Source organism: Pseudomonas sp. OE 28.3, from assembly GCF_014268205.2.
GTDB classification, from domain to species: Bacteria; Pseudomonadota; Gammaproteobacteria; order Pseudomonadales; family Pseudomonadaceae; genus Aquipseudomonas; species Aquipseudomonas edaphica.
This window is the reverse complement of sequence record NZ_CP077082.1, coordinates 5917170-5941848: the sequence shown is the minus strand read 5'-3', so window position 1 is coordinate 5941848 and position 24679 is coordinate 5917170. Positions and strand designations below refer to the sequence as shown.

22 protein-coding genes are annotated in these 24679 nt (G+C 61.1%); 8 read left to right on the top strand and 14 right to left on the bottom strand.

The annotated features are described in order from the left end of the window. Nucleotides 1–14: 14 nt before the first annotated feature. Nucleotides 15–620, bottom strand: a complete 606-nt coding sequence (gene lptE, locus HU759_RS26660) for an LPS assembly lipoprotein LptE (RefSeq protein ID WP_017136059.1) — start codon at nucleotides 618–620, stop codon at nucleotides 15–17. 88 nt (nucleotides 621–708) lie between these two features. Next, the gene (gene leuS / locus HU759_RS26655) at nucleotides 709–3315 is read right to left on the bottom strand and encodes a leucine--tRNA ligase (RefSeq protein ID WP_017136060.1); all 2607 of its coding nucleotides are present in this window, start codon (nucleotides 3313–3315) and stop codon (nucleotides 709–711) included. A 262-nt stretch (nucleotides 3316–3577) separates the two neighbouring features. Between leuS and HU759_RS26650 the strand changes: the two genes are divergently transcribed. Further along, nucleotides 3578–3889: a hypothetical protein gene (locus HU759_RS26650; RefSeq protein ID WP_017136061.1), complete on the top strand. Its 312-nt coding sequence runs from the start codon at nucleotides 3578–3580 to the stop codon at nucleotides 3887–3889. A gap of 105 nt (nucleotides 3890–3994) precedes the next feature. Beyond that, complete coding sequence (locus HU759_RS26645; protein WP_186617108.1) at nucleotides 3995–4756, top strand: YdcF family protein; 762 nt, start codon at nucleotides 3995–3997, stop codon at nucleotides 4754–4756. Nucleotides 4757–4910: 154 nt separating this feature from the next. Here HU759_RS26645 and lnt read toward each other — a convergent pair whose 3' ends face one another. From lnt to miaB, 5 genes are all read right to left on the bottom strand, one after another. Then, a complete protein-coding gene (gene lnt, locus HU759_RS26640) occupies nucleotides 4911–6434 on the bottom strand; it encodes an apolipoprotein N-acyltransferase (RefSeq protein WP_186617134.1) in 1524 nt (507 codons plus the stop codon). Between the two features lie 273 nt (nucleotides 6435–6707). Next, nucleotides 6708–7547 (bottom strand): HlyC/CorC family transporter, encoded by an 840-nt coding sequence (locus HU759_RS26635; RefSeq protein ID WP_010206772.1) that lies wholly within the window; start codon nucleotides 7545–7547, stop codon nucleotides 6708–6710. Between the two features lie 43 nt (nucleotides 7548–7590). Beyond that, nucleotides 7591–8049 carry an rRNA maturation RNase YbeY gene (gene ybeY / locus HU759_RS26630; RefSeq protein WP_056861975.1) on the bottom strand — a complete coding sequence of 153 codons (459 nt, stop codon included), beginning with the start codon at nucleotides 8047–8049 and terminating at the stop codon, nucleotides 7591–7593. Next, a complete protein-coding gene (locus HU759_RS26625) occupies nucleotides 8042–9046 on the bottom strand; it encodes a PhoH family protein (protein ID WP_169987387.1) in 1005 nt (334 codons plus the stop codon). The genes ybeY and HU759_RS26625 overlap by 8 nt, the downstream gene beginning before the upstream one ends. Before the next feature lie 165 nt (nucleotides 9047–9211). Next, nucleotides 9212–10540: a tRNA (N6-isopentenyl adenosine(37)-C2)-methylthiotransferase MiaB gene (gene miaB / locus HU759_RS26620; protein ID WP_099547593.1), complete on the bottom strand. Its 1329-nt coding sequence runs from the start codon at nucleotides 10538–10540 to the stop codon at nucleotides 9212–9214. A gap of 131 nt (nucleotides 10541–10671) precedes the next feature. Between miaB and HU759_RS26615 the strand changes: the two genes are divergently transcribed. Next, entirely contained in the window at nucleotides 10672–10998 is a 327-nt protein-coding gene (locus HU759_RS26615; protein ID WP_003194436.1) for a DUF1820 family protein, read from the top strand. Nucleotides 10999–11108: 110 nt separating this feature from the next. Here the strand turns inward: HU759_RS26615 and HU759_RS26610 are convergent, their stop codons facing one another. From HU759_RS26610 to HU759_RS26595, 4 genes are all read right to left on the bottom strand, one after another. Continuing rightward, on the bottom strand, nucleotides 11109–11663 hold the full coding sequence (locus HU759_RS26610) for a tetratricopeptide repeat protein (protein WP_017136068.1): 555 nt from the start codon (nucleotides 11661–11663) through the stop codon (nucleotides 11109–11111). A 235-nt stretch (nucleotides 11664–11898) separates the two neighbouring features. Next, nucleotides 11899–13182 carry a glutamate-1-semialdehyde 2,1-aminomutase gene (gene hemL / locus HU759_RS26605; RefSeq protein ID WP_017136069.1) on the bottom strand — a complete coding sequence of 428 codons (1284 nt, stop codon included), beginning with the start codon at nucleotides 13180–13182 and terminating at the stop codon, nucleotides 11899–11901. Between the two features lie 17 nt (nucleotides 13183–13199). Beyond that, entirely contained in the window at nucleotides 13200–13823 is a 624-nt protein-coding gene (thiE, locus tag HU759_RS26600) for a thiamine phosphate synthase (RefSeq protein ID WP_017136070.1), read from the bottom strand. Between the two features lie 20 nt (nucleotides 13824–13843). Then, entirely contained in the window at nucleotides 13844–14641 is a 798-nt protein-coding gene (locus tag HU759_RS26595; protein WP_056861986.1) for a hydroxymethylpyrimidine/phosphomethylpyrimidine kinase, read from the bottom strand. 276 nt (nucleotides 14642–14917) lie between these two features. Between HU759_RS26595 and HU759_RS26590 the strand changes: the two genes are divergently transcribed. The 4 genes from HU759_RS26590 to HU759_RS26575 all read left to right on the top strand — a co-directional run bounded on the left by HU759_RS26590 (nucleotide 14918) and on the right by HU759_RS26575 (nucleotide 21402). Next, nucleotides 14918–17296: a hybrid sensor histidine kinase/response regulator gene (locus HU759_RS26590; protein WP_017136072.1), complete on the top strand. Its 2379-nt coding sequence runs from the start codon at nucleotides 14918–14920 to the stop codon at nucleotides 17294–17296. 90 nt (nucleotides 17297–17386) lie between these two features. Then, on the top strand, nucleotides 17387–19039 hold the full coding sequence (locus HU759_RS26585; protein WP_169987369.1) for an acyl-CoA dehydrogenase family protein: 1653 nt from the start codon (nucleotides 17387–17389) through the stop codon (nucleotides 19037–19039). Between the two features lie 183 nt (nucleotides 19040–19222). Next, nucleotides 19223–20695 carry an AMP nucleosidase gene (amn, locus tag HU759_RS26580; protein WP_169987367.1) on the top strand — a complete coding sequence of 491 codons (1473 nt, stop codon included), beginning with the start codon at nucleotides 19223–19225 and terminating at the stop codon, nucleotides 20693–20695. 71 nt (nucleotides 20696–20766) lie between these two features. Continuing rightward, a complete protein-coding gene (locus tag HU759_RS26575; protein WP_017139357.1) occupies nucleotides 20767–21402 on the top strand; it encodes a pseudouridine synthase in 636 nt (211 codons plus the stop codon). Here HU759_RS26575 and HU759_RS26570 read toward each other — a convergent pair. Both HU759_RS26570 and HU759_RS26565 read right to left on the bottom strand, forming a co-directional pair. Beyond that, entirely contained in the window at nucleotides 21397–21606 is a 210-nt protein-coding gene (locus tag HU759_RS26570) for a DUF2788 domain-containing protein (RefSeq protein ID WP_025999909.1), read from the bottom strand. The genes HU759_RS26575 and HU759_RS26570 overlap by 6 nt on opposite strands. A gap of 202 nt (nucleotides 21607–21808) precedes the next feature. Next, the gene (locus tag HU759_RS26565) at nucleotides 21809–22288 is read right to left on the bottom strand and encodes an Lrp/AsnC family transcriptional regulator (protein WP_003176264.1); all 480 of its coding nucleotides are present in this window, start codon (nucleotides 22286–22288) and stop codon (nucleotides 21809–21811) included. Between the two features lie 442 nt (nucleotides 22289–22730). Here HU759_RS26565 and HU759_RS26560 point away from each other — a divergent pair, with 442 nt between their 5' ends. After that, the gene (locus tag HU759_RS26560; RefSeq protein WP_017139356.1) at nucleotides 22731–23789 is read left to right on the top strand and encodes a DUF6515 family protein; all 1059 of its coding nucleotides are present in this window, start codon (nucleotides 22731–22733) and stop codon (nucleotides 23787–23789) included. Here HU759_RS26560 and HU759_RS26555 read toward each other — a convergent pair. Then, nucleotides 23786–24679: a cation diffusion facilitator family transporter gene (locus tag HU759_RS26555; RefSeq protein WP_017139355.1), complete on the bottom strand. Its 894-nt coding sequence runs from the start codon at nucleotides 24677–24679 to the stop codon at nucleotides 23786–23788. The genes HU759_RS26560 and HU759_RS26555 overlap by 4 nt on opposite strands.

Sequence of the window (24679 nt, the reverse complement as noted above, 5' to 3'; positions counted from 1 at the left end):
GCGCCCCGTCTGGCTTACTCGACAGGGACTTCGGCAGGCGATTGTTTCGGCGTGTTGTCTTCGTATTCTTGCGCAGCTTTCAGGGCATCGGCGTCAGCCTTGGCCTTGTTGTCGGCGGTCAGTTGCAAGGCGGCCAGTTTCTCTGGCGTCAGCTGTTGCAGACGAATCATCAGACGCTGGATCACCTCACGACGCATTTCCTTGCGAACCTGGATGATCTCCGAATCCGAGCCCACCAGGTTGTTACCGTCGTGGCTCACGACTTTCTGCACTTCAACCTTGTCACCCATCAATGGCAGGTGGTCGCGGCCTTGCAGTTCATAGACGACCAGGGTGTTCAGCTCAATGTCCGACGCACGGCCGGCACTGGCGTAGCTGAGGTTACGCTGGGTTTCTTTCTCGTCCACCAGATTCAGTTTGTAAGTCGCGCCGGAACCGACGCGTACACCGCTGCTTTCCAGGGCCTGGCGCAGCTGGGTCACGGTCTCGCCGTAGGCGTTGCGTGCGCTGACGTCCAGTTCCTTGATGCTCAGTTCATTGGTGGCGGTGCCACGCAGCTGGAAGCCGCAAGCGCTCAGCAGCACAGCGAGGCCCATCACCAGCAAATTGCGTTTGATCATTTTGTTGCTCCCCTTGAAACCATGTGGGCCTTATCGAGGCCTTAAAGGTTTAGTTCGGCGCAGGGCTCAAGCCCTGCGCCCGATCCGATTAGCTGGCGACGATGTTGACCAGTTTGCCCGGCACTACGATCACTTTGCGGATCGTCAGGCCTTCGGTAAAGCGCAGCACGTTTTCGTTGATGCGCGCTGCGGCTTCCACGTCTTCACGGCTGGCGCTGGCAGGCATGTCGATCTGGCCGCGCAGTTTACCGTTAACCTGAATAACCAGTTGCAATGTGTCCTGTACCAGCGCGCTGTCATCCTGCACCGGCCAGCGCGCATCGATGACCGCGTCGCTGTGACCCAGGCGGCTCCACAGTTCATGGCTGATGTGCGGCGTGATTGGTGCCAGCAGCAGCACCACAGCTTCCAGGCCTTCCTGTACCAGCGCGCGGTCCTGTTCGGTGGCTTGCGGGGCTTTTTCCAGCACGTTCATCAGTGTCATCACCTGAGCGATGGCGGTGTTGAACTTGTGGTTCTGGCCCACGTCCTGGCTGGCCTGGCGGATGGCCAGGTGGGTGCTGCGGCGAATGGCTTTTTGCTCATCGCTCAACGACGCCACGTCCAGTTTGCCCGGTAAACCCTGGCTGACATGGGCGTGCGCCAGGCGCCAGACGCGCTTGAGGAAGCGGTGCGAGCCTTCAACGCCGGAGTCGGACCATTCGGCGCTCATGTCGGGCGGCGAGGCGAACATCATGAACAGGCGGCAGGTATCGGCGCCGAACTGATCGATCATCGACTGTGGGTCGACGCCGTTGTTCTTGGACTTGGCCATCTTCTCGGTGCCACCGATTTCCACCGGCAGGCCGTCGGATTTCAGCGTGGCGCTGATGACCTTGGCTTTGCTGTCACGCTCAAGCTCGACGTCCGCCGGGTTGAACCAGGTGTAGGCACCATTGGCTTCGCGGCGATAGTAAGTCTCGGCGATCACCATGCCTTGGGTCAGCAGGTTCTTGAACGGCTCATCGGAGCTCACCAGGCCTTCGTCGCGCATCAGCTTGTGGAAGAAGCGCGCGTAGAGCAGGTGAAGAATCGCGTGTTCGATGCCGCCGATGTATTGATCCACCGGCAACCAGTGGTCGGCTGCGGATTTTTCTACCAGGCCGCCTTCATAGTGTGGCGAGGCGTAGCGGGCGTAGTACCACGAGGACTCGACGAAGGTGTCCATGGTGTCGGTTTCACGCTTGGCAGGTGCGCCGCATTTAGGGCACGTGCACTCGTAGAACTCAGGCATGCGCGCCAATGGCGAACCGGCGCCATCCGGCACCACGTCTTCGGGCAGTACCACCGGCAACTGGTCTTCCGGCACCGGCACGTCACCGCAGGTTTCGCAGTGGATGATCGGGATCGGGCAGCCCCAGTAGCGCTGGCGGCTGATGCCCCAGTCGCGCAGGCGGAACTGGGTGCGCGAGGCACCGAGGTTCTTTTTGATCAAGGCAACTTCGATGGCGTCGAAGGCACCCTGGAAGTCCAGGCCATCGAACTCACCGGAGTTGATCAGCGTACCGTGTTCGCCGTAGGCGTCTTGCCACGGGGCCGGGTTGGTATCACCCGAGCTGGTACGCACGACCGACTTGATCGGCAGGCTGTACTTGGTGGCGAACTCGAAATCGCGCTCGTCGTGGGCCGGCACAGCCATGACTGCGCCATCGCCGTAGTGCATCAGCACGTAGTTGGCGACCCACACCGGCAGTTTTTCGCCCGTCAGTGGGTGCTCGACGAACAGGCCGGTTGGCAGGCCTTTTTTCTCTTGGGTGGCAACGTCGGCTTCGGCCACGCTGCCGCCTTTGCATTCAGCGATGAACGCCGAAAGCTCTGGGTTGTTTTGTGCAGCCTGGGTGGCCAGCGGGTGCTCGGCGGCCACGGCGACGTAAGTCGCGCCCATCAGGGTATCGGGGCGGGTGGTGAAGACTTTGAGTGCGCCCGTTTCGCCGATCGAGTCGACGTTGTACGGGAACTGCACTTCCATGCCTTTGGATTTGCCGATCCAGTTACGCTGCATGGTCTTGACCTGCTCAGGCCAGCCCGGCATGTCATCGAGGCTCGACAAGAGTTCATCGGCGTAGGCCGTGATCTTGAAGTAGTACATCGGGATCTGGCGCTTTTCGATCACCGCGCCGGAACGCCAGCCGCGACCGTCGATGACCTGCTCGTTGGCCAGTACGGTCTGGTCGATCGGGTCCCAGTTCACGGTGCCGTTTTTACGGTAGATCACGCCTTTTTCGAACAGGCGCGTGAACAGCCACTGTTCCCAGCGGTAGTAATCGGGCTTGCAGGTGGTCACTTCGCGGGACCAGTCCACCGCCAGGCCCAGGCTGCGCAGCTGGGTTTTCATGTAGGCGATGTTTTCGTAGGTCCACTTGGCGGGCGCCACGTTGTTTTTCATCGCGGCGTTTTCCGCCGGCATGCCGAAGGCGTCCCAACCCATAGGTTGCAGGACGTTTTTGCCGAGCATGCGCTGGTAGCGGGAAATTACGTCGCCGATGGTGTAGTTACGCACGTGCCCCATGTGTAGCTTGCCGCTGGGGTAAGGGAACATCGATAGGCAGTAGTAAGTCTCCTTGCCTGGCTGTTCACTGACTTCAAAGGACTTTTGCTCGTCCCAGAAGGTTTGGGCGGCATTTTCTATTTCACGGGGCTGATATTGTTCGTGCATGGCTACTTTTGAACTGAATAGGGGTGGCCTAATCCTCTTCGGTACAACATTCAGGTTGATCGACACCAAAAAGCGGCGCGTCCGTGCCCAAACCCTGCGGGAAGTGGAGTTACAGGAAGCGCCGTAGCATACATGACCCCACTCTATCGAGGGAAACCCTGATTGCGCGGCGAGGGCCGTCTGTCGCGGCGCGAGGCAGGCGCAGCCATGGGGACTACGCTGTTTATTGGGGAGTGAGTCTTATCTTCAATGAGGTGAGGGGATGGTTGAATCGCAGCGAACTTTAATGAAACCGCAATTGTATGAAGGACTGATCGACCGTTTGGGTCGGGCATTGGATGCCGCAAGAACCGCAGGCCGATTGCGTGATGAGCGGCCTCTGGAGCTGGAGTTGCGAGGCTTGAGCCAGGCAGAACTTGAATTGATCAAGTGCTACCTGGAATTGAATCACCACCGTGCCTCTCAGGAACGGGCTGCCCCGCCCGCCCAAGAGCCTTTGCGTTCGGCCAAGGTGATCTGGCTGAAAGATGTGTCTGCTGGTCGCGGTCCCGATAAGCGTCGGGTCGCACGGTAAACGTGGAGCAACGCGTTATCCTTTGAGTCGTTCTCGAAACAGGTTGGTAAAGATTGTCGCTAAACCCCGTTGCATCTAGGCTTCGGGCATCTTTGGAGATGCCCGATGCCTTTTCGTTATTTCATTAAACAATTGCTCTTGCCGCCCGGCCTCTTTTTGCTGCTGCTGGCGCTTGCCTGGTGGTTGCGTAAAAGTCGCCCGCGCCTGGCCGGATGCTGCTTTGCCGTGGGGTTCGGGGGGCTGTGGTTGGTCAGCCTGCCGGTGATGGTGCAGTGGGGCGCGCATGCCCTGGAGACCGAGCCGCCGTTGGCCCGTGAAGAATGGGCGACGCTGGCCCAGCGCGCTGACGCGATTGTGGTGCTGGGGTCGGGGCGTGAGCGCGGTGACCCCGCGTGGGGTTCCGATCAACCCACCGGTACTGGGCTTGAGCGCCAGCGTTATGCTGCGCGTCTGGCCAAGGCCTCCGGCTTGCCGGTGCTGACCAGCGGCGGCTTGCACTACGGCACGCCTCCCAGTGAGGCTGAGCTGATGGCGGTGTCGATGCAGGATGACTTTGGCGTCACCGTGCGTTGGAAAGAAGAGCGCAGCCGCACCACCTGGGAAAACGCGCAGATGAGCGCCGAAATCCTGTTGCCGCAAGGCATCAAGCGCGTGGTGGTGGTGACCCAGGCCTGGCATATGCCGCGTGCGGTATGGAGCTTCGAGAAGGCCGGTTTTACGGTAGTGCCAGGGCCGGTGGGCTTTTTGGGCGTAGACAATGCGCGACCGCTGGGCGGCTGGATGCCCGAGTTTGTGTCAGTGTGGCGCAGCGGGCAGTTGATCAATGAGGCGGTGGGGCAGGTGGGGTATCGGGTGTTTTACCGATAACGCCGCAATTTCAAATGTGGAAAGCGGTTCATGTGGGAGCGGGCTTGCTCGCGAAAGCGGTGTGTCAGTTGACGATATGTTGACTGACACACCGCTTTCGCGAGCAAGCCCGCTCCCACACAAGCCAGCTCCCACATTGGTTTTATGCCGTTCGTTAGACGGTTTTAGACATCCGGGCCGCCAGCAGCGCCCAGCCGAACAAGCCCAGGCACACAATGATCAACGGCCACGAGCGCCATTGCAGGTATGGCGTCAGGTTGTGCATCGGCACCACTTCGCCGTAGAGAATCCCACGCTCGAACTGCGGGATCTGCGCGGTAATCTGCCCAAATGGGTTGATCAAACCTGTCACCCCATTGTTAGTGGCGCGGATCATCCAACGGCCAGCCTCCAATGCACGCATCTGCGCCATTTGCAGGTGTTGCAGCGGGCCGATGGAACGGCCGAACCAGGTGTCGTTGCTGATGGTCAGCAGCAAATCGCTCTGGGCCGACAGGCCTGCGGCGAATTCCGGGTACACCACTTCATAGCAAATGAACGGCGCAATCTGATAGCCCTTGGCCTGCAGCATCGCCTGATCGGACGGGCCGCGGGCGAAGTCCGACATTGGCAAATCGAAGAAGGCGATCAGCCCGCGCAGCATGTCTTGCAACGGCACGTATTCACCAAAAGGCACCAGTTTTTGCTTGAGGTAAGTGCCATCACCTTCACCCACCACCGTGATGCCGTTGAAGTAGCGCTTCTGGTGGTGCACTTCCTGGCGAATCGGTACACCGGTGATCAGCGCGGAGTGCCGGTCGGCGGCAAACTTGCCCATCATGCCCAGGTAGCCTTCGACTGACTCTTTGAGCACCGGCACCGCGGTTTCCGGCCATACCAGCAGGTCTACCGGCTTGGAGCTGAAACTCATGTCGCGGTACAGCGCCAACTGCGCGTCGATCTGCGCGGGGTCCCATTTCATGCTCTGTTCGACATTACCCTGGATCGCCGCCACCGTCAGTGGGGCGCCCGAGGGCGAGGTCCAGGCATGATGCTTGAGCGCCAGGCCGATGGCCCAGGGTGCAACCAACAACACCAAGCCTGCGCCGATGAAGCCGTTGCGCTTGCTTGCCAGCAGGCGCGGCAGGTTGCACAGCACGGCCGCCGTCAGCGCCAGGGCAAAGGAGATCAGCCACATGCCGCCCAGTGGCGCAAGGCCGGTGAGCGGGCCATCGAGTTGGCTGTAACCGGAGTACAACCAAGGGAAACCGGTCAGGAACCAACCACGAAACGCTTCCTGGCCAACCCACAGCGCCGCAAAGGTCAGCGCATCGGCCAGCGGCGCCTCATTGCGACGCAGCCAGCGTGCCCACAGCCAAGCGGGCAGGGCGAAGAACCAGGCAATCGCGGCGGTAAACAACAGCATCAAAAAGCCAGCCAGCAACACCGAAGCGCCGCCGAAGTGGTGGATGCTGTAGTAGATCCAACTGGTGCCGGCGCCAAACAGGCCAAAACCGAAACACCAGCCACGGGCCAGGGCCTGACGTGGCGTCAGCTCGCGCAGGCCCACATAGAACAGCCCGACGGCCAGTAGCGCAAATGGCCACAGATCGAAGGGCGCCAGCGCCAGAGTAGTGATGGCGCCGGCCACCACGGCCAGCAGGTTACCGGGCCAGCCGGGTGCAATCAGACGGCGCATGTAGGGGTGGGTCATCAGCTATTTCCTGTGTCGCGCCGGGCCTGCTGCGGCACAGGGCAAGGCGCGAGGAGTGTGGTTTGGTTTTTCCAAATGAACGACGAGTAACGCAGCCCTGTGCCGCAGCAGGCCCGGCCCTTCGGGTTGCCCCTGAGAGCGGGCCATGCTGCGTTGCAGGCCTTGAAAAGGGAACGCCATTCCCTGCGGCCTGCGCCTTGCCTGGCCCGCTCTCAGGGGCAACGCGACACAGGAAATAGCTGATGCCCCACCCCTTCCTTAGCGGGCAATCGGAGTCAGGCGGATCAAGTGGATACGACGGCTATCCGCATTCAGAATGCGAAAGCGATAAGCGCCAATCTCGGTGGTTTCGTTACGTTTTGGCAGGTGCCCGAACGCACTCATCACCAAGCCGCCCACGGTGTCGAATTCATCGTCGGAAAATTCGCTGTCGAAGAACTCGTTGAAGTTCTCGATCGGCGTGAGCGCCTTGATCAGGAAATCACCGCTGGGCAGCGGCTTGATGTAGCTGTCTTCTTCGACGTCGTGCTCGTCTTCGATGTCGCCGACGATTTGCTCGAGCACGTCTTCGATGGTCACAAGACCAGCCACGCCGCCGTATTCGTCGATCACAATGGCCATGTGATTGTGGTTGGCGCGGAACTCGCGCAGCAGCACATTCAGGCGCTTGGATTCAGGCACGAAGGTGGCCGGGCGCAGCAGGTCCTTGATGTTGAAGCTGTCGCCGTTCTCCTTGAGGATCAGCGGCAGCAGGTCCTTGGCCAGCAGGACGCCCATGACGTCGTCATGGCTTTCACCGATCACCGGGTAGCGCGAGTGCGCCGAGTCGATCACGGCCGGGAGGAATTCCCGTGGGGTCTGGGTCGCCTTGATGCTGATCATCTGCGAACGCGGGACCATGATGTCCCGAACCTGCAGGTCAGCCACCTGGATGGCGCCTTCGACGATGGCCAGCGCTTCGCTGTCCAGCAACTTGTTCTGATGGGCCTCGCGCAGCAGCTCCAGCAGCTCCTGGCGGTTTTTCGGCTCGTGGGCAAAAGCCTGGGTCAGTTTACCCAGCCATGACTTCTGCCCGTTGCTCGATCGGTCTTCGCTCATAGCGATTACTCTAAATCCTTTGTTGTGTCAGTTATGTGTAGTTTCAGTTTTCGTCGTCTGCATACGGATCAGGGTGACCCAGTTCAGCAAGCAACGTTTGTTCCAGTGTTTCCATTTCGCAGGCTTCGTCATCGTCTATATGGTCGTAACCCAAGAGATGCAAGCAGCCGTGGATGACTAGATGGGCCCAGTGGGCCTCAAGTTCCTTGCCTTGTTCCTTCGCCTCGCGCTCTACCACTTCGACGCAGATCACCAGGTCGCCCAGTAACGGGATATCCAGTAACTCATCCGGCACGTCGGCGGGAAAGGACAGCACGTTGGTCGCGTAATCCTTTTGGCGCCAGGTGTGATTCAGTTCACGGCCTTCGGGCTCGTCCACCAGGCGGATGGTCAGTTCCGAGTCGGCGGTGCGCTGGCGCAGGGCCAGGGCGCACCATTGACGGAACTGCGCTTCGCTGGGGGCGGGCGCTTCGGTGGCCAGTTGCAGGTCTAGCTCAAGCATCGTGGCGCACGTCCTTGGCGGGTACGTCATCGCGGTGCTCAAAGCGCTCGTAGGCCTCGACAATGCGCTGCACCAGCGGATGACGAACCACGTCTTTGGGCATGAAATGCGTGAAGCTGATACCTGGCACGTCCTTGAGCACGTCAATCACCTGGGCCAGGCCGGACTTGGTGCCCTTGGGCAGGTCGACCTGGGTGACGTCGCCGGTGATCACGGCGGTGGAGCCGAAACCGATACGGGTGAGGAACATTTTCATCTGTTCGACCGTGGTGTTCTGGCTTTCGTCGAGGATGATGAAGCTGTTGTTCAAGGTGCGACCACGCATGTAGGCCAGCGGGGCGATCTCGATCACCTGGCGCTCAATCAACTTGGCCACGTATTCAAAGCCGAGCATCTCGTACAGCGCGTCGTAGAGCGGGCGCAGGTACGGGTCGATCTTCTGGGCCAGGTCGCCGGGCAGGAAGCCAAGCTTCTCGCCAGCCTCGACCGCCGGGCGCACCAGCAGGATGCGCCGCACTTGCTCGCGCTCCAGGGCGTCGACCGCACAGGCCACGGCCAGGTAGGTCTTGCCGGTACCGGCGGGGCCGATGCCGAAGTTGATATCGTTACCGAGGATTTCCTTGACGTAGCGCTGCTGATTCAAGCCGCGTGGGCGAATCATGCCTTTTTTGGTGCGCAGGGCCACGCTGGCTTCGGCCACCGGGTTGTTGGCCAAGTCTTCCACGGCGGATTCCTGCAGATACAGGTGCACGGTCTCCGGCGACAGCTCACTACCCTTGGTTTCGCGGTAGAGGCGGCGCAGCAGGTTTTCTGCAGACGTGGTGTGCTGGGGTTCACCAATAAGCTCGAACTGATTGCCGCGGTTGCGGATCTCGATGCTCAGGCGTTGTTCGATCAGGCGCAGGTGCTCGTCGAACTGTCCGCACAGGTTGGCGAAACGGCGAGCCTCAAACGGCTCGAGGAGAAAACGATGGGGTTCTGCTATGGGTGCGTTCAAGGTTGCTTTTAGCCGCCCTTTGGCTGTTTAGGTGAAAGAGAGGATAACGCCAGCGCTCGGCGTGCGAAAGCACTTATATAGGCTGGCTCAATCTCAAGAACCATGAAGATCCACTGTGGGAGCTGGTAAGCCAGCTCCCACATTTGATCCTCCTATGTCTTGAGGTCAGTTGATCAGCGACCCACGCAGCGAGTGCGGTTGCGCCGCATCGATGTGCACATCGGCAAACTGGCCGATCAGAGTCGGGTTGTCGCAGCGGAAGTTGACGATCCGGTTGTTCTCGGTACGCCCTTGCAATTCGCCCGGGTCTTTTTTCGAGTAGTCGGTGACCAGAATGCGCTGGATCGAACCGACCATTTGTCGGCTGATCTCGAAACCTTGCTGGTTCAGGCGATGTTGTAGCGCGTTCAAGCGCTCTTTTTTCAGCGATTCCGGCGTGTCATCCGCCAAGTCCGCTGCCGGCGTGCCTGGACGCTGGCTGTAGACGAACGAATACGAGAAGTCGAAGCCGACGTCTTCGATCAGCTTCATGGTCTGCTCGAAATCTTTCTCGGTCTCGCCAGGGAAGCCGACGATGAAGTCCGAACTGATGCAGATGCCCGGCACGGCGGCGCGCAATTTACGCAGCTTGGATTTGTACTCCAGGGCGGTGTGGTTGCGCTTCATGGCCGCCAGAATGCGGTCCGAACCCGACTGCACCGGCAAATGCAGGTGCTTGACCAGCTCCGGCACCTCGGCGTGTGCCTGGATCAGGCTGTCGGAGAACTCCAGCGGATGCGAGGTGGTGTAGCGAATACGCTCGATGCCGTCCACTGCTGCCACCACGCGGATCAACTCCGCGAGGTCGGCCAGGCGCCCGTCGTGGGTCTGGCCGCGATAGCCGTTGACGTTCTGGCCCAGCAAGGTCACTTCGCGCACGCCGTTTTCGGCCAAGTGGATAATTTCCGACAGCACGTCGTCAAACGGCCGGCTGACTTCTTCGCCACGGGTGTAGGGCACCACGCAGAAGGTGCAGTACTTGCTGCAGCCTTCCATGACCGACACATAGGCACTCGGCCCGTCGATGCGCGGTTCGGGCAAATGGTCGAATTTTTCGATTTCGGGGAACGACACGTCCACCTGCGGCAGCTTGGTGATGCGTGCGGCGTCGATCATTTCCGGCAGGCGGTGCAGGGTTTGCGGGCCGAAAACTACGTCGACATAGGGGGCGCGGTCGCGGATCGCGGCGCCTTCCTGGCTGGCCACGCAGCCGCCGACGGCGATCACCATCTCCGGGTTGGCCAGTTTCAATTCACGCCAGCGGCCCAGCTGGGAGTACACACGGTCCTGGGCACGCTCGCGGATCGAGCAGGTATTGAGCAGGATTACGTCGGCATCTTCGGCGCGGGCGGTGACTTCCAGGGCCTGGTGTTCGCCCAGCAGATCGACCATGCGCGAGCTGTCGTACTCGTTCATCTGGCAACCGTGGGTTTCGATGTAAAGCTTCTTGGCCATGGGAATCGTCAACTGGTGGTAAAGAACCGCGCATTATAGGGGGCATGCCCATTGGTTCCTAGCGCTGTGCATCGGGTGCCATGCTATAGTTCGCGCCCTCTTTTATATCCCCGATGTGTTGTTCGCCCACCATGACCAAACGTGAAGCTCCAATCTACAAGGTGATTTTCCTCAACCAGGGCCAGGTGTTCGAAATGTACGCCAAGCAGATCTATCAAAGTGATCTGTGGGGCTTCCTGGAAGTGGAAGAGTTCGTCTTTGGCGAGCGCACCCAATTGGTCGTCGACCCGGGCGAAGAAAAACTCAAGGCGCAGTTTGAAGGCGTGGTGCGCAGCTTTGTGCCGATGCATTCGATTGTGCGCATCGATGAAGTCGAGCGCCTGGGCACGCCGAAGATCAGCGAAGCGCGTGGCACCAGCAATGTGATGCCGTTTCCGATGCCGATGCCTGAGAAGTAAGGCGTTAGACCGAGTCAAGCTATCGCAGGCAAGCCAGCTCCCACATTTGGAATGCATTTCCTTGTGGGAGCTGGCTTGCCTGCGATAGCGGTAGGGGGGCTTAGCTGAAATCAGGGCAGGGGCGAGAAGGGTGAACGCCCGTCGGCACTCTGCAATTCCTGCAGGTAATTGCGGAAAATCTGGCCCAGCACCTGGGTGGCCACTTCCAGTTCATCACGCTGCATGTGCTCGGCGACTTCGTCGGCCGTGTCCAGCGCGTCTTCGGCACCGTTGACCGCTGCCATTTTCAGCACGATGTAGGCCTGGACGTTATTGGCCGGCACACCTTCGCCTTTGAAGAACATGTTACCCAGTTGGAATTGCGCCTGGGCGTGGCCCTGCAACGAAGCCTTTTCGAAGTAGCTCAGGGCTTTGTTGAGGTCGCGGGCCGGGTTTTTGTCGTCGTGGAAGTACTCGCCCAACTCGTATTGCGCCTGCGCATCCCCACCGTCGGCCTGTTTCTGGCACGCGCTCAGGGCTTCGGCCTGGCTGTCTGGCTGGGTATTGAGGGTGCAACGACCCATCGCTGGGATTAACAACGAGTTGCCGCCTGCCTGGGCATGTGCCAGCAGCGGCTGAAGGAGCAACAGGCAGCCCAGAACCAGGGTGCGGCCGGTGCGTTTCATGGGAATCGACTTACCTCTGACGGGGCACGCGGACCCTCGGGGGTCCAATAAGCGCGCATTATGAAATAAGCAGGCCCCTGCTTACAAAGTCTTTACTCGTTTTTCTGCTGCGTAGGCAAGTTATCTGCCGGATTGCAGGTGATTTCTCGAAAAATGCAGGAAATCTCTGTAAGCAAAGTAGCAAATCTGACGCTGCGAGGGGCAACGTCAGATGTGTGTGTCCCTTAATCAGGGCTTACTTCAGGGCTGCGAAAGCGCGCTCGGCAGCATCCAGGGTCAGTTTCAACTCCGCTTCGCCATGGGCGATCGAGGTGAACCCGGCTTCGAAAGCGCTCGGTGCCAGGTAAACGCCGCCTTCGAGCATCAAGTGGAAGAAGCGCTTGAACAGGTCGGCATCGCTGCCCATCACGTCATCAAAGGTAACGATATCGTCGGCGCCGCTGAAATACAGGCCGAACATGCCACCTGCTTGTGTGGTCACGAACGGGATACCCGCCGCATCGGCGCGCTGTTGCAGGCCATCGAGCAGGCGTGTGGTGTAGTCGGTCAGCTCGGCGTGGAAACCCGGGCGGCTGATCAGGCGCAGGGTGGTCAGGCCGGCCGCCATGGCCAATGGGTTACCTGACAAGGTGCCCGCCTGATACACCGGGCCAAGCGGCGCGATGTGCTGCATGATTTCGCGCTTGCCGCCGAAGCAGCCCACGGGCATGCCGCCACCGATGATCTTGCCGAAGGTGCTCAGGTCCGGCGTGACGCCGTAGTAAGCCTGGGCGCCGCCGAGGGCTACGCGGAAGCCGGTCATCACTTCGTCGAAAATCAGCACCACGCCGTGCTTGTCGCACTGCTCGCGCAAACCTTCCAGAAAACCCGGTGCCGGTGGCACGCAGTTCATGTTGCCGGCTACCGGCTCGACGATGATGCACGCCACGTCCTGGCCGACTTCGCTGAGCATCTGCTCAACGGCAGCGATGTCGTTGAACGGCAGGGTCAGGGTGTGTTTGGCAAACGCGGCCGGCACACCCGCCGAGCTTGGCACGCCTTGGGTCAGCAGGCCGGAACCGGCTTTTACCAGCAGGCTGTCGGAGTGGCCGTGGTAGCAGCCTTCGAACTTGATGATGCTGTCGCGGCCGGTGAAACCACGGGCCAGGCGGATTGCGCTCATGGTGGCTTCGGTGCCGGAGCTGACCATGCGCACCATTTCCATCGATGGCACGATTGAGCACACCAGGTCCGCCATCTCGGTTTCCATGGCGGTCGGCGCGCCATAGGACAGGCCGTGTTGCAGCTGCTGACGCACCGCGTCGAGCACGTCCGGGTGGCTGTGGCCGAGGATCATCGGCCCCCAGGAACCTACGTAGTCAACGTAGCGCTTGTCATCTTCGTCGGTGACGTAGGCGCCTTCGGCATGCTTGAAGAACAACGGTGTGCCGCCGACGCTCTTGAACGCACGCACGGGGGAGTTCACACCGCCGGGGATGTGTTTCTGGGCATTGGCAAACAGGGTTTCGGAACGGGACATGATCGGGCTCTCTACACTTAAACTTTAAGAAGGTCGTTGAAGGCGCGGGCGCGGCGCGTGACTTCCTGGGTGCTGTCGGCACCGAACAGGCCGTGTACCACGGCGAGCAGGTCGGCACCGTGGGCCACCAGGGGGGCGGCGTTCTCCAGGGTGACGCCACCGATCACGCAGATCGGCAACTGCAGACGCGTGCGGGCCTGGGCCAGCATGTCGAGCGTTGCGGCCGGCGCGCCGGGCTTGGTGTTGGAATTGAAAAAGCGGCCGAATGCGACGTAGCTCGCGCCTTCCTTGGCGGCCTGCTCGGCCAGTTCGATCTGGCTGTGGCAGGTGGCGCCGATGATGGCTTTGGAGCCGAGCAGTGCACGGGCCGGGGTCAGTGGGCCGTCGGTTTGGCCCAGGTGTACACCGACGCCCAGGCGCGCGGCCAATTCGGCGTCATCGTTGATGATCAACTGGGTCTTGTAGCGTGAGCACAGCTCGCGCAGTTTCTCGGCCTCACGCAGGCGCCGGGCTTCGTCGCTGCTTTTGTCGCGGTACTGCAACAGGGTTACGCCACCGTCCAGTGCTGCTTCGACGTAGGCGAGGAATTTGCCGGCCAACAGTTGGCTGTCGGTAATGGCGTAAAGGCCACGTAGTTTCATCGAGCAGGCCTCTTGTGCGGTTAAGAGCAGAAATCCAGCGGCAGACGGCGCGGCACGAACTGGCCCTGGCCGAGTTGTTCGGCGTCACGCAGGGTGCGCCAAGTGTAGTTGAGCGCCGATTGCACCGCGCTGGCCAAGCCTTCGCCCTGGGCGATCCGGCCGGCCAAGGCGCTGGCAAGCGTGCACCCCGAGCCGTGATAGCTGCCGGGCAGGCGCTGGCAGGTAAAGGTCTGGCGCGTGCCGTCGCGGCTGTACAGGCGGTTGTGCACTTCATGCTCGTCGCCGTGGCCGCCGGTGATCAGCAGATGCTTTACAAACGGCAGCAGCTTCTCGGCGCATTCGTCCGCCGTGCCCTCGGGCAATTCGGCGAGGATGCGCGCTTCCGGCAAGTTCGGCGTAGCGATCAGCGACAGTGGCAACAGCCGCTCACGCATGGCATAACCGACTTCGTCCTTGCCCAGGCTGCCGCCGCCACCGGCGCGCAGCACCGGGTCGCAGACCACCGGCAGGTGCGGGTGCGCCTGCAGCAGTTCGACCACGGTGTCGACCATCGCGGTGGAACCGAGCATGCCGAGCTTCACCGCCGCCACTTCGGAGTCGCTCAGCACGGCATTGGCCTGGGCCAGTACCCACTCGCGGTCGAGCACGCGAAAATCGCTGACATTGACAGTGTTCTGCACGGTCAAGGCAGTGACGGCCGGGGCCGCATGACAGCCTTGTGCAAGCAGGGCTTCGATATCTGCCTGCAAGCCGGCGCCACCACTGGGGTCGTGGCCGGAGAGACAGAGGACAACGGGGCGAGAGCTGTAGATATTCATGGTGCGCGAGCTTACCACCAAACGCTTTTGGCGTGGCTGTTGGGCGAGAGGCGAATTTCCCGCTTATGTTTATGGTTTGGCTTGGCTGGTTTTTTATTCGGAAAGCGCTTGAGATGCCCGTTCTAGAGCCTTTCAAAAAATTATTTCAATGGTGTCCAATGGCCTCTAGCGGCTATGCTAGAGTGGATCCAAACAACTTAATGTATCGCCGGTATACGTCTACTCAAAAGGAATGGGGGACTTTTGACATAACCGGACAGGCCACGCTGGGGCTCTATGCGCTATTTGCTGATCTTTTTATTGTGCGGGCTGCCGATGCTCGCCAGCGCCATCGAGTTCAACCCGGATACTCGAAGCCTGCCGCTGGGCCGCGTCATGCAAGTGTTCGAAGACCCAACCGACGCCCTCACCATCGCCGATGTCAGCACTCCCGCCTTCGCCGCCCAGTTCAAACCCCATGACAAAGCCACCCTCAACGCCGGCTATTCACGCTCGGTGTTCTGGCTCAAGGTCGACCTGCATTACACCGCCACTGATCCTCGCGCCCCGCGCACCTGGTTTCTGGAGTTGGCGTACCCGCCGCTTAACCAACTGGACCTGTACCAGCGCGACAGCACCGGCAATTACCGCCTGACTACCCGCACGGGCAGCACCCTGGCGTTTTCCAGCCGTGAAGTGCGCCAGGCCAACTACCTGTTCAAGCTCAATTTCGTGCCTGACCAGCAGCAAACCGTGTACCTGCGCCTGCAAAGCCAAGGCTCGATCCAGGCACCGCTGACGCTATGGTCTGCCACCGCCTACCTGGAGCAGCAGCCACTGCGCCTGTATGTGTTGGGGGCTATCTATGGCGTGTTACTGGGGATGCTGGTCTACAACCTGTTCATCTACTTGAGCGTGCGCGACACCAGCTACCTCTTTTACATCCTCTATATCGCTTCGTTCGGCCTCTACCAGCTCTCGGTCAACGGCGTGGCGGTGGAATATTTCTGGCCGAACAATCCATGGTGGGCGAATGCGGCGGTACCTTTCCTGATCGGTTCGGCGGCGTTGTTCGGTAGCTTGTTCGCGCGCAGTTTCCTGCACACCGCGCAGCACAGCCGCTGGCTTGACCGGGTTTTGCTGGCATTGGCAGCGGCTGGCGCGTTGGTCATGGTGCTGGCGCTGCTGACCAGCTACGCCGTGGCCCTGCGTTTGGCCACAGGTTTGGCGCTGGTGTTTACCGTGACCATCTTTGTGGCCGCCATCAAGGCCTGGTATTGCGGCCAGCGCATGGCGCGTTACTTCATCATCGCCTGGTCGGCGTTCCTGCTGGGCGGGGTGGTCAACACCCTGATGGTGTTGGGCTACCTGCCCAATATGTTCCTCACCATGTACGCCAGCCAGCTCGGCTCGGCCATCGAAGTGGCGCTGTTGTCCCTGGCCCTGGCGGACCGCATCAACGGCATGCGTGAGCAGCAGGCGCAGATCCTGTTCGACGCCAGCCAGAAGCTTGAAGTGCTCAACCAGCAATTGGCGCGCAGTAACCGCCTCAAAGATGAATTCCTCGCCACGCTGACCCACGAACTTCGTACCCCAATGAATGGCGTGATCGGCTCGTTGGAGCTGATGCAGACCGTGCCGCTGGATGACGACCTTGCCCAGTACCAGCAAACCGCCGCCGGTTCTGCGCGGGACATGATGCGCATGGTCAACGGCATTCTCACCCTTACCGAATTGCAGGCCGGGCGCCTCACCGCCCATCCCCAGGTCTTCAGCCTGCGGGGCACGCTCGACACCTTGCGCCAGCAATTCACCGCCAGCGCGCACAGCAAAGGCCTGGAGTTTTCTATCGACGTGGCCGATGAACTGCCGGATCGGGTGATTGGCGATGCCGGCAAACTCACCCAATGCCTGGATTGCCTGCTCGACAATGCCTTCAAGTTCACCCACGAAGGTGCGGTGCGCTTGCGCGTGGTGGGTGTGCCGCACAGTGACGGCGAACTGCGCCTGAGCTTCATCGTGACCGACAGCGGCATCGGCTTCGCTTTCCTCGATGAGGCCACGCTGTATCAGCGCTTCTTCCAGGTCGACGGTTCGATGACGCGCGAATACGGCGGCCTGGGCATCGGCCTGGCGATTTGTCGGCAGTTGATCGAACTGCTCGGCGGGCGCCTGACCCATCATTCCGAGCCCCGCAAGGGCAGCCGCTTCCAGTTGGACATGAGCGTCAACCCGGTGCCGCCCGAGCCAAAGCCGGCAACGCACAAACCCCACGCGCAACGAGCGCCCCAGGAATGTACGGTGCTGTTGGTGGACGACAACAGTGTCGGCCAATTGGCGGTACGCGGCATGTTGCTCAAGCTGGGTTATCGGGTGAAAACCGTGGATAACGGCCCGGCCGCCTTGGCGCTTTTTCAGGACCAAACCTTTGATGCGGTGCTGCTGGATATACCCGAGGGCGGCTTCTCGTTGTGCTGTCAGATTCGTGCGCTACCCGGCTGCGGCGAGCTGCCGGTAATTGCCCTGAGCACCTCGCTGCACGCCCCGGATCGAGAGCGTTGTCATGGGGTCGGCATCACCGAACGCCTCAGCAAACCCGTACGTTTCGAGGCGTTGCAAACGGTGCTGGAGCGGCACCTGTTGTGCCCGTTAGAGGGCGAAAGCGCCGAACAATAGGCGGGTATGCCACTTTTTTAAGCCCGATGACGGTGCTTAACTGAAATTCAGGCCTCAACCGCACGTGGCCTATTTTCCAGGAGGCCCGTCATGAACCTGCATCAATTTGCCGAAACCCACGACGTCACCAACCAGCCGCCGTCCCTGGACGGCACCAACCTTTATCGTATCGACCTGCCCCTGCAAGAATGGTCGCGACGCTTTGGCGCCGGCTGGGCGCAGGCGCGTATTGATGCGTACGGCGCGCTGGCCGGTGGGCCGTTGATGGCGGCCGGGTTCCTGGCAAATCAGAACAAGCCGGTGTTCAACAGCCATGACCGCTACGGCCATCGCATCGACCTGGTGGAATTTCATCCGGCCTATCATGAACTGATGCGCACCGCCGTCGAGCATGGCCTGCCATCGCTGCCGTGGGCGCATCCGCAGCCCGGTGCCCATGTGGCCCGCGCCGCCATGACCTACCTGCACAGCCAGGCCGAAGCCGGCAGCGGTTGCCCGTTGACCATGACCTTCGCCTGCGTCCCGGCCCTGCGCCTGCAACCGGACCTGGCGAAGACCTGGTTGCCGAAAATCCTCAACACCGAATACGACCCACGCAACGTCGGCATCGCCCACAAAGCCGGCGCCACCATCGGCATGGCCATGACCGAAAAGCAAGGCGGCACCGACGTGCGCGCCAACACCACCCGTGCCTATCCCGTGGGCGCCGGCGGCCCCGGCCAAGCCTATGAGCTGGTAGGGCACAAGTGGTTCTGCTCGGCACCGATGTGCGATGCGTTCCTCACCTTGGCGCAGACTGACAAAGGCCTGACGTGTTTCCTGCTGCCAAGGCATCGCCCGGATGACACCCGCAACCAGTTCTACATCCAGCGCCTGAAAAACAAACTCGGCAATTGCTCCAACGCCTCCAGCGAAGTGGAGTTTCGTGGCGCCCTGGCCTGGATGGTTGGCGAAGAAGGCCGGGGCGTGCCGACCATTATCGAAATGGTCGCCATGACCCGTTTCGACTGCATGGTCGGCTCCAGCGCCTTGATGCGCCAGGCGTTGACCCAGGCCAGCCACCATTGCGCCCATCGCTCAGTCGGCGGCCGCGTGCTCAGTGAACAACCGTTGATGCAAAACGTGCTGGCCGACCTGGCGCTGGAGAGCGAAGCCTCCCTGGCCTTGAGCATGCGCATGGGCCGGGCGCTGGACCATCTGGATAACGAACAGGAAGCCAAATTTGCCCGGCTGGTGACGGCGGTGGGCAAGTATTGGATCTGCAAGCGCGCGCCAGCCATGATCAATGAAGCCGCCGAATGCATGGGCGGCGCCGGTTATGTCGAGGACAGTATCCTGCCGCGTCTTTACCGTGAGGCGCCGGTGAATTCGACGTGGGAAGGTTCCGGCAATGTGCAGTGCTTGGACGTGCTGCGGGCATTGTCCAAAGAACCGGGCGTGCTGGAGGCATTGTTTGTCGAACTGGGCGATGGGCATGGTGACAAGCAGCTGGCGCGGCATATCGAGCAATTGAAGTCGGCGTTTATGGACACTCAGGACATCCAGTACCGCGCGCGGCAGTTGACCGAGGACATTGCCGTGGCGTTGCAGGCCAAGCTGTTGCTGGAGGCCGGGAATGCGCTGGTCAGTGACGGGTTTATCGCCAGCCGCCTGGGGGCATCGTCCGGCCGCGTGTATGGCACTTTGCCGCGCGGGATGGATGTGGCGGCGATCGTTACCCGTTCAACTCCACAATCCCTCTGATTGAACACGGTCAAAATGTGGGAGCTGGCTTGCCTGCGATGGCGGTGTCCCAGCCAAGTATTCAGTGACTGACACACCGCCATCGCAGGCAAGCCAGCTCCCACCTTTCAAAGCATTCCAAACCCGGTGTTTCAGTGAGGCCGGGATACAGGCAAGATAAAGGCCTGCAAGTCAGAACACAGGATGCTTACCGTGACCGAAGCTTTTGTTGTCGTTCAAACCGCTGAAGAAGCCGTGGACCGGCTGGCGGCTCTGCATGAGCGTGCCACTGGCGCGCTTAACCAAGCCCTCAAGCAATACCTCAAGGACCGCGTCGAGCCTGACGCCGAACAACGTGCGCAGTTCCGCTACCCGGAACTGCGTCTGACCTACCACTGCCACGGCGAAGTCCCACAGACCACCCGCGCATACGCCAAGGTGCAATTGCCGGGAACCTACAGCGTCACCGTCACCCATCCGGCGGCGTTCCGTAAGTACCTGCTGGAGCAACTGGTGCCGTTGATGCACGACTTCACCGTGACGGTGGAAGTCGGCGTCAGCCAGCAGAATATTCCCTACCCGTATGTGGTGGAGCAGGGTGATGAACTGGCTGGCTCCGGTGTCACCGCCGCGACCCTCGCCCGTGTGTTCCCCAGCACCGACTTGTCTGCCGCCACCGACGGCATTGCCGATGGCCTCTACGACTGGGAAAACACCGACCCGCTGCCGCTGGCGTTGTTCGATGCGGCGCGCGTGGACTTTTCCCTGCGCCGGCTGGTGCACTACACCGGCAGCGACTGGCGCCATGTGCAGCCATGGATCCTGCTGACCAACTACCACCGCTATGTTGACCAGTTCATCCTGCATGGCCTGGAGCAACTGCGCAGCGACCCGCGGTTTATTCGCATGGTGCTGCCGGGTAACGTGATCATCGACAAGAGCATGGACCACGGTGAAGCGTCGGCCATTGCCGCAGGCGTGGTCTGGCATCGCTACCAGATGCCGGCCTATCACTTGCAGGCCGCCGACGGCCACGGTGTGACGCTGGTGAACATCGGCGTTGGCCCGTCCAACGCCAAAAACATCACCGACCACCTGGCCGTGCTGCGCCCGCATTGCTGGCTGATGATCGGCCACTGCGGTGGCCTGCGCCAATCCCAGACCATCGGCGACTACGTATTGGCTCACGCCTATATGCGCCGCGACGGGATTCTCGACCGCGTCGTGCCGCCGAACATCCCGATCCCGGCCCTGGCCGAAGTGCAGATGGCCTTGCAGCAAGCCGCTGCCAACGTCACCGGCGAAAAAGGCGAAGAGCTGAAAAAACGCCTGCGCACCGGCACCGTGCTGACCTACGACGACCGCAACTGGGAACTGCGCTGGGCGCAAGAGCGCCCACTGATCAACCTGTCCCGCGCTGTGGCGGTGGACATGGAAAGCGGCACCATCGCGGCCCAAGGCTACCGTTTGCGGGTTCCGTACGGCACTTTGCTGTGCGTGTCGGACAAGCCGCTGCACAGCGAGATCAAGCTGCCGGGTTCGGCCAACGCGTTTTATGAGCGTGCGGTCAGCCAGCACTTGAAAATCGGCATCGAGGCGGTGGATTTGTTGCGCACCGAACTCAACTCGCTGCACTCGCGCAAACTGCGCAGTTTCGACGAGCCGCCGTTCCGCTAAGCGGTTGGGATGGTCATTTAGCGGTCAGGCCACTAGCATTGTCGGTCCTGACCGTTAGATGTTCCTTTGCCATGTCCCGTCCTGCCCGCCCCGATTCGCGCCGCCCTGGCGTGAAACCCCCGTACTCCGCAACGCGGCGTGTCGCCAAGGCGCCACCGGCCGAGCCGAAGTTGATCCTGTTCAACAAGCCCTTCGATGTGCTGACCCAGTTCAGCGACGAAGGTGGGCGCGCGACCCTCAAGGATTTTATCGATATCCCCGGCATCTACCCGGCCGGTCGCCTGGACCGTGACAGTGAGGGGCTGTTGCTGCTGACCAACGATGGCCAGTTACAGGCGCGCATTGCCGACCCCAAGCACAAGCTGGCGAAAACCTACTGGGTGCAAGTTGAGGGTGAGCCCACCGAAGAGCAATTGCAGCGCCTGCGTGACGGTGTAGAGCTTAATGACGGCATGACCTTGCCCGCCGAAGCGCGGCAGTTGGACGAGCCTGAACTGTGGCCGCGCAACCCGCCGGTGCGCTTTCGCAAAAGCGTGCCGACGCACTGGCTGGAGCTGGTCATTCGTGAGGGGCGTAACCGCCAGGTGCGGCGCATGACCGCTGCGGTGGGCTTGCCCACCTTGCGTCTGGTGCGCGTGCGTATTGGTGACTGGTCGATTGATGGCCTGGACCAGGGCCAATGGAAGGCAGTGCCGGCGCGTTTATAAAGCGCCGGACTCGATCAGGCCGATCACCACGCTCTTGATGATGAACGCGGCCACGCCCAGGCCCAGCACAAAAAACAGGATGAACGACCCAAAGCGTCCGGCCTTGGATTTTTTCGCCAGGTCCCAGACGATAAAGCCCATGAAGATGATCAGGATGGTGACCAGGCCGGTCATCATCCATTCTTCAAAGAGGGCGGGGTCGATGTTGTTCATGGGGATTTTTTCCGACAGGGCAGGCGGGAAGTATAAAGCAGGGCTTCAGGCACAACATTGACCTGCGTCGTAACGCGGTCAATGTGGGAGCTGGCTTGCCTGCGATAGCGGTGTGTCAGCTAAGGATATGCCACTGATCCACCGCTATCGCAGGCAAGCCAGCTCCCACAGGGGATCACCAGTGTGCTTGAGGTCAGGTACGCAGGTGCGTCAACGGCAACTCGGTGCTGTTGAGCACCTGGTTGAGCACAAAGCTCGACCTTACGCTGGTTACGCCTTCAATCCGGGTCAAATGCCCCAGCAGCAATTTCTGGTAGTGGTCCATGTCCGGCACCACCACTTTCAACTGATAGTCCGCATCCATCCCGGTGACTAAACTGCATTCCAGCACTTGCGGCAGGGTGCGGATCGCTGCTTCGAAATTCTCGAAACGCTCCGGCGTGTGACGGTCCATGCCGATCAGCACATAGGCTGTAAGGCTCAGGCCCAGCATCTTGCGGTCGAGCAGTGCAACCTGGCGTGAGATGTAGCCGTCGTCTTCCAACTGCTTGACCCGGCGTGAGCACGGCGACGGCGACAGGCCGATGCGTTCGGCCAACTCCTGGTTGGAGATCCTCGCGTCGCGCTGCAATTCAGCCAAAATACTCAGGTCGTATCGGTCAAGCTTGCTCATTGGGTTGGCCTTTGTCGTAACTATTGCGGTGAATTATCTATGAAGGGTTAAAAATTGCGCAAGCACTGTTTATTGACGCAATCTTCGCAATCATCTGTCGGACGTTGGCCTGTATCTTTATCAACAGAATCACCGCCTGGACAACAGTCCACTGCAGTTGGCCCAATCAGGCCTGCTGCGGCCGCCGCCCCAGCAGGGTTGAGCCGGCCTCCAGGCTGCACACTGTCCACAAGACGGCGTGAGGTGAGCCAACGTCAAAAGCGTTGAGCCAGGACGAAATTCTCAAGGGGCGGCCGACGGGTCGCCCCTTTTCTTTGTCTGCGCTTTTAGCTCAAAAAATACTTCTCGTGACTGATAACCTGTCTCAGAACCGGGTGAGGCTTTTCCAGTCTCATGCAGTAAGGCCGGACATTCCAGGCCCTAATCCGCAGTGAGGAATAGCATGAAGCGCATCTGGCGTATGGCAGGTGTAGGTTTGCTGATGGTGAGCGTCGGCACACAAGTAATGGCCGATGACCCGCGCTATGAAGGCGGTGGTCAGCATGAAAGAGGCCCGGAAGGCGGGCGCGGCAATGAACAGGCGCGACCGCAAAATAATCAACCGCGCCCACAGAACACTCAACCGCGTCCGGAAAACAACCAGCCGCGCCCACAGAACCCGCATGTTGATCGCGCCGAGCAACAGCAGCACGGCGGTGGGCAGTGGCAAGGCCGCCCGCAAAATGCCGAGCAACCGCGGCCGGCACCGCAGCCTGCGAACAACCTGCCGATCCAGGGCCGCCCGGACACCGTGCGCCAAACCCAGGAACCCCGCCAGGGCTACTATCAGGACATCCCGCGCCGTAACGATGGCAACCAGCACTGGCAGACCGGCAATGGCCCAGGCCCGCGTCCGGGCGGCGGCTTCAATAATGGTCACCCGAACGACAACCGCTGGCCGGGTCGCCCCAATGGGCATGGCAACGGCTGGGGGCCAGGCCCGCAATATCGTCCCGGTTACACCGTCGACCGCTTCCCGGACCGCAATTACCGTGTGCCTTACCGTGGCCAGGATTACTTCTTCTCCGGCGGCTACTGGTATCGCCCGCAAGGCCCGCGCTATGTGGTGGTGACGCCGCCCTACGGGATCCGTGTGCAATACCTGCCGGACTACGCCCGTGAAGTGTGGGTGGGCAGCGCGCTGTTCTTCCTCGCGGCGGGTTCCTACTACACCTATGAAAACGCTACCCAGCAATACGTCGTGGTGCAGCCGCCTACCGAAGTACCGGCGCCGCAACCCGCGCCGCAGGGCAACGGTTATGACGTGGTGGCCTACCCGGCCAACGGCCAGTCACCGGCCCAGGTACAGCAGGACGGCTACGACTGTTATCGCTGGGCAGTGCAGCAAAGCGGTTTCGACCCACGCACCGTCACTTATGCCCCGGACCCGGCGGTGGTGCAAACCTACCGCCAGGCCCAGGGCAACTGCCTGACCAGTCGCGGCTATCAGGTGCAGTACTAGGCCTTGTTGCCCGTGACCACTTCCCGCGGGTCGGCGTGCACCAGCACTTCAGCACGCGGGTAAGCCTTGTGAATGGCATCGGCGGCCTGGTCGCTGATGCCGTGGGCCACTGACAGGGTCAATTCCCCCGGCAACTCCAGGTGCAACTGCACAAACCAGTGGCTGCCGGAAATGCGCGTGCGCAAATCATGCGCGCCCAGCACGCCCGGCACACTGCGCGCCAATTCCAGCATGTGCTGGCTGACATCCGGCGGCAGTTCTTCATCCATCAACACGGCAAAGCTCTCGCGGGCGATCTGGATCGCGCTCCACAGGATATACGCGGCAATGCCGAGGCCGAACCACGCATCCACCTGATGAAAGCCGAACCCTGCCAACACCAGTGCCACCAGAATGCTGCCGTTGAGCATCAAGTCGGAGCGATAGTGCAGTGAGTCGGCGCGCACGGCATTGGAGCCGGTTTCGCGGATCACCCGGTGTTGCAGCATCAGCAGCGCCACGGTCATCACCAGCGAAAACACGATGACGCCAATGCTCAGCCACGGCGCACCGACCGGCTCCGGGTGCAGCAAGCGCTGGTACGCCTGGAATGCAATCAACACTGCACTGCCGGCGATAAACAACGCCTGGGCCATGCCCGACAGCGATTCGGCCTTGCCATGCCCATAACGGTGATCGTCATCGGCCGGGCGCAGTGCGTAATGCACCGCCAGCAAGTTCAGCAGCGACGTAATGCCATCGAGCAGCGAGTCGGTCAACCCGGCGAGCATGCTCACCGAGCCACTGAACCACCAGGCGATGGCCTTGGTGATAATCAGCGCACAGGCCACGCCCACCGAGGCGCGGGTGGCCAGGCGCAGGAGCCTGGCGTGTTCGGGGCTGCTGGTCAT

What these genes read in the sequence shown, in the direction of transcription:
- lptE (WP_017136059.1), bottom strand. Translation starts at nt 620, where the DNA reads ATGATCAAACGCAATTTGCTGGTGATGGGCCTCGCTGTGCTGCTGAGC.
- leuS (WP_017136060.1), bottom strand. Translation starts at nt 3,315, where the DNA reads ATGCACGAACAATATCAGCCCCGTGAAATAGAAAATGCCGCCCAAACC.
- HU759_RS26650 (WP_017136061.1), top strand. Translation starts at nt 3,578, where the DNA reads ATGGTTGAATCGCAGCGAACTTTAATGAAACCGCAATTGTATGAAGGA.
- HU759_RS26645 (WP_186617108.1), top strand. Translation starts at nt 3,995, where the DNA reads ATGCCTTTTCGTTATTTCATTAAACAATTGCTCTTGCCGCCCGGCCTC.
- lnt (WP_186617134.1), bottom strand. Translation starts at nt 6,434, where the DNA reads ATGCGCCGTCTGATTGCACCCGGCTGGCCCGGTAACCTGCTGGCCGTG.
- HU759_RS26635 (WP_010206772.1), bottom strand. Translation starts at nt 7,547, where the DNA reads ATGAGCGAAGACCGATCGAGCAACGGGCAGAAGTCATGGCTGGGTAAA.
- ybeY (WP_056861975.1), bottom strand. Translation starts at nt 8,049, where the DNA reads ATGCTTGAGCTAGACCTGCAACTGGCCACCGAAGCGCCCGCCCCCAGC.
- miaB (WP_099547593.1), bottom strand. Translation starts at nt 10,540, where the DNA reads ATGGCCAAGAAGCTTTACATCGAAACCCACGGTTGCCAGATGAACGAG.
- HU759_RS26615 (WP_003194436.1), top strand. Translation starts at nt 10,672, where the DNA reads ATGACCAAACGTGAAGCTCCAATCTACAAGGTGATTTTCCTCAACCAG.
- HU759_RS26610 (WP_017136068.1), bottom strand. Translation starts at nt 11,663, where the DNA reads ATGAAACGCACCGGCCGCACCCTGGTTCTGGGCTGCCTGTTGCTCCTT.
- hemL (WP_017136069.1), bottom strand. Translation starts at nt 13,182, where the DNA reads ATGTCCCGTTCCGAAACCCTGTTTGCCAATGCCCAGAAACACATCCCC.
- thiE (WP_017136070.1), bottom strand. Translation starts at nt 13,823, where the DNA reads ATGAAACTACGTGGCCTTTACGCCATTACCGACAGCCAACTGTTGGCC.
- HU759_RS26595 (WP_056861986.1), bottom strand. Translation starts at nt 14,641, where the DNA reads ATGAATATCTACAGCTCTCGCCCCGTTGTCCTCTGTCTCTCCGGCCAC.
- HU759_RS26590 (WP_017136072.1), top strand. Translation starts at nt 14,918, where the DNA reads ATGCGCTATTTGCTGATCTTTTTATTGTGCGGGCTGCCGATGCTCGCC.
- HU759_RS26585 (WP_169987369.1), top strand. Translation starts at nt 17,387, where the DNA reads ATGAACCTGCATCAATTTGCCGAAACCCACGACGTCACCAACCAGCCG.
- amn (WP_169987367.1), top strand. Translation starts at nt 19,223, where the DNA reads ATGCTTACCGTGACCGAAGCTTTTGTTGTCGTTCAAACCGCTGAAGAA.
- HU759_RS26575 (WP_017139357.1), top strand. Translation starts at nt 20,767, where the DNA reads ATGTCCCGTCCTGCCCGCCCCGATTCGCGCCGCCCTGGCGTGAAACCC.
- HU759_RS26565 (WP_003176264.1), bottom strand. Translation starts at nt 22,288, where the DNA reads ATGAGCAAGCTTGACCGATACGACCTGAGTATTTTGGCTGAATTGCAG.
- HU759_RS26560 (WP_017139356.1), top strand. Translation starts at nt 22,731, where the DNA reads ATGAAGCGCATCTGGCGTATGGCAGGTGTAGGTTTGCTGATGGTGAGC.
- HU759_RS26555 (WP_017139355.1), bottom strand. Translation starts at nt 24,679, where the DNA reads ATGACCAGCAGCCCCGAACACGCCAGGCTCCTGCGCCTGGCCACCCGC.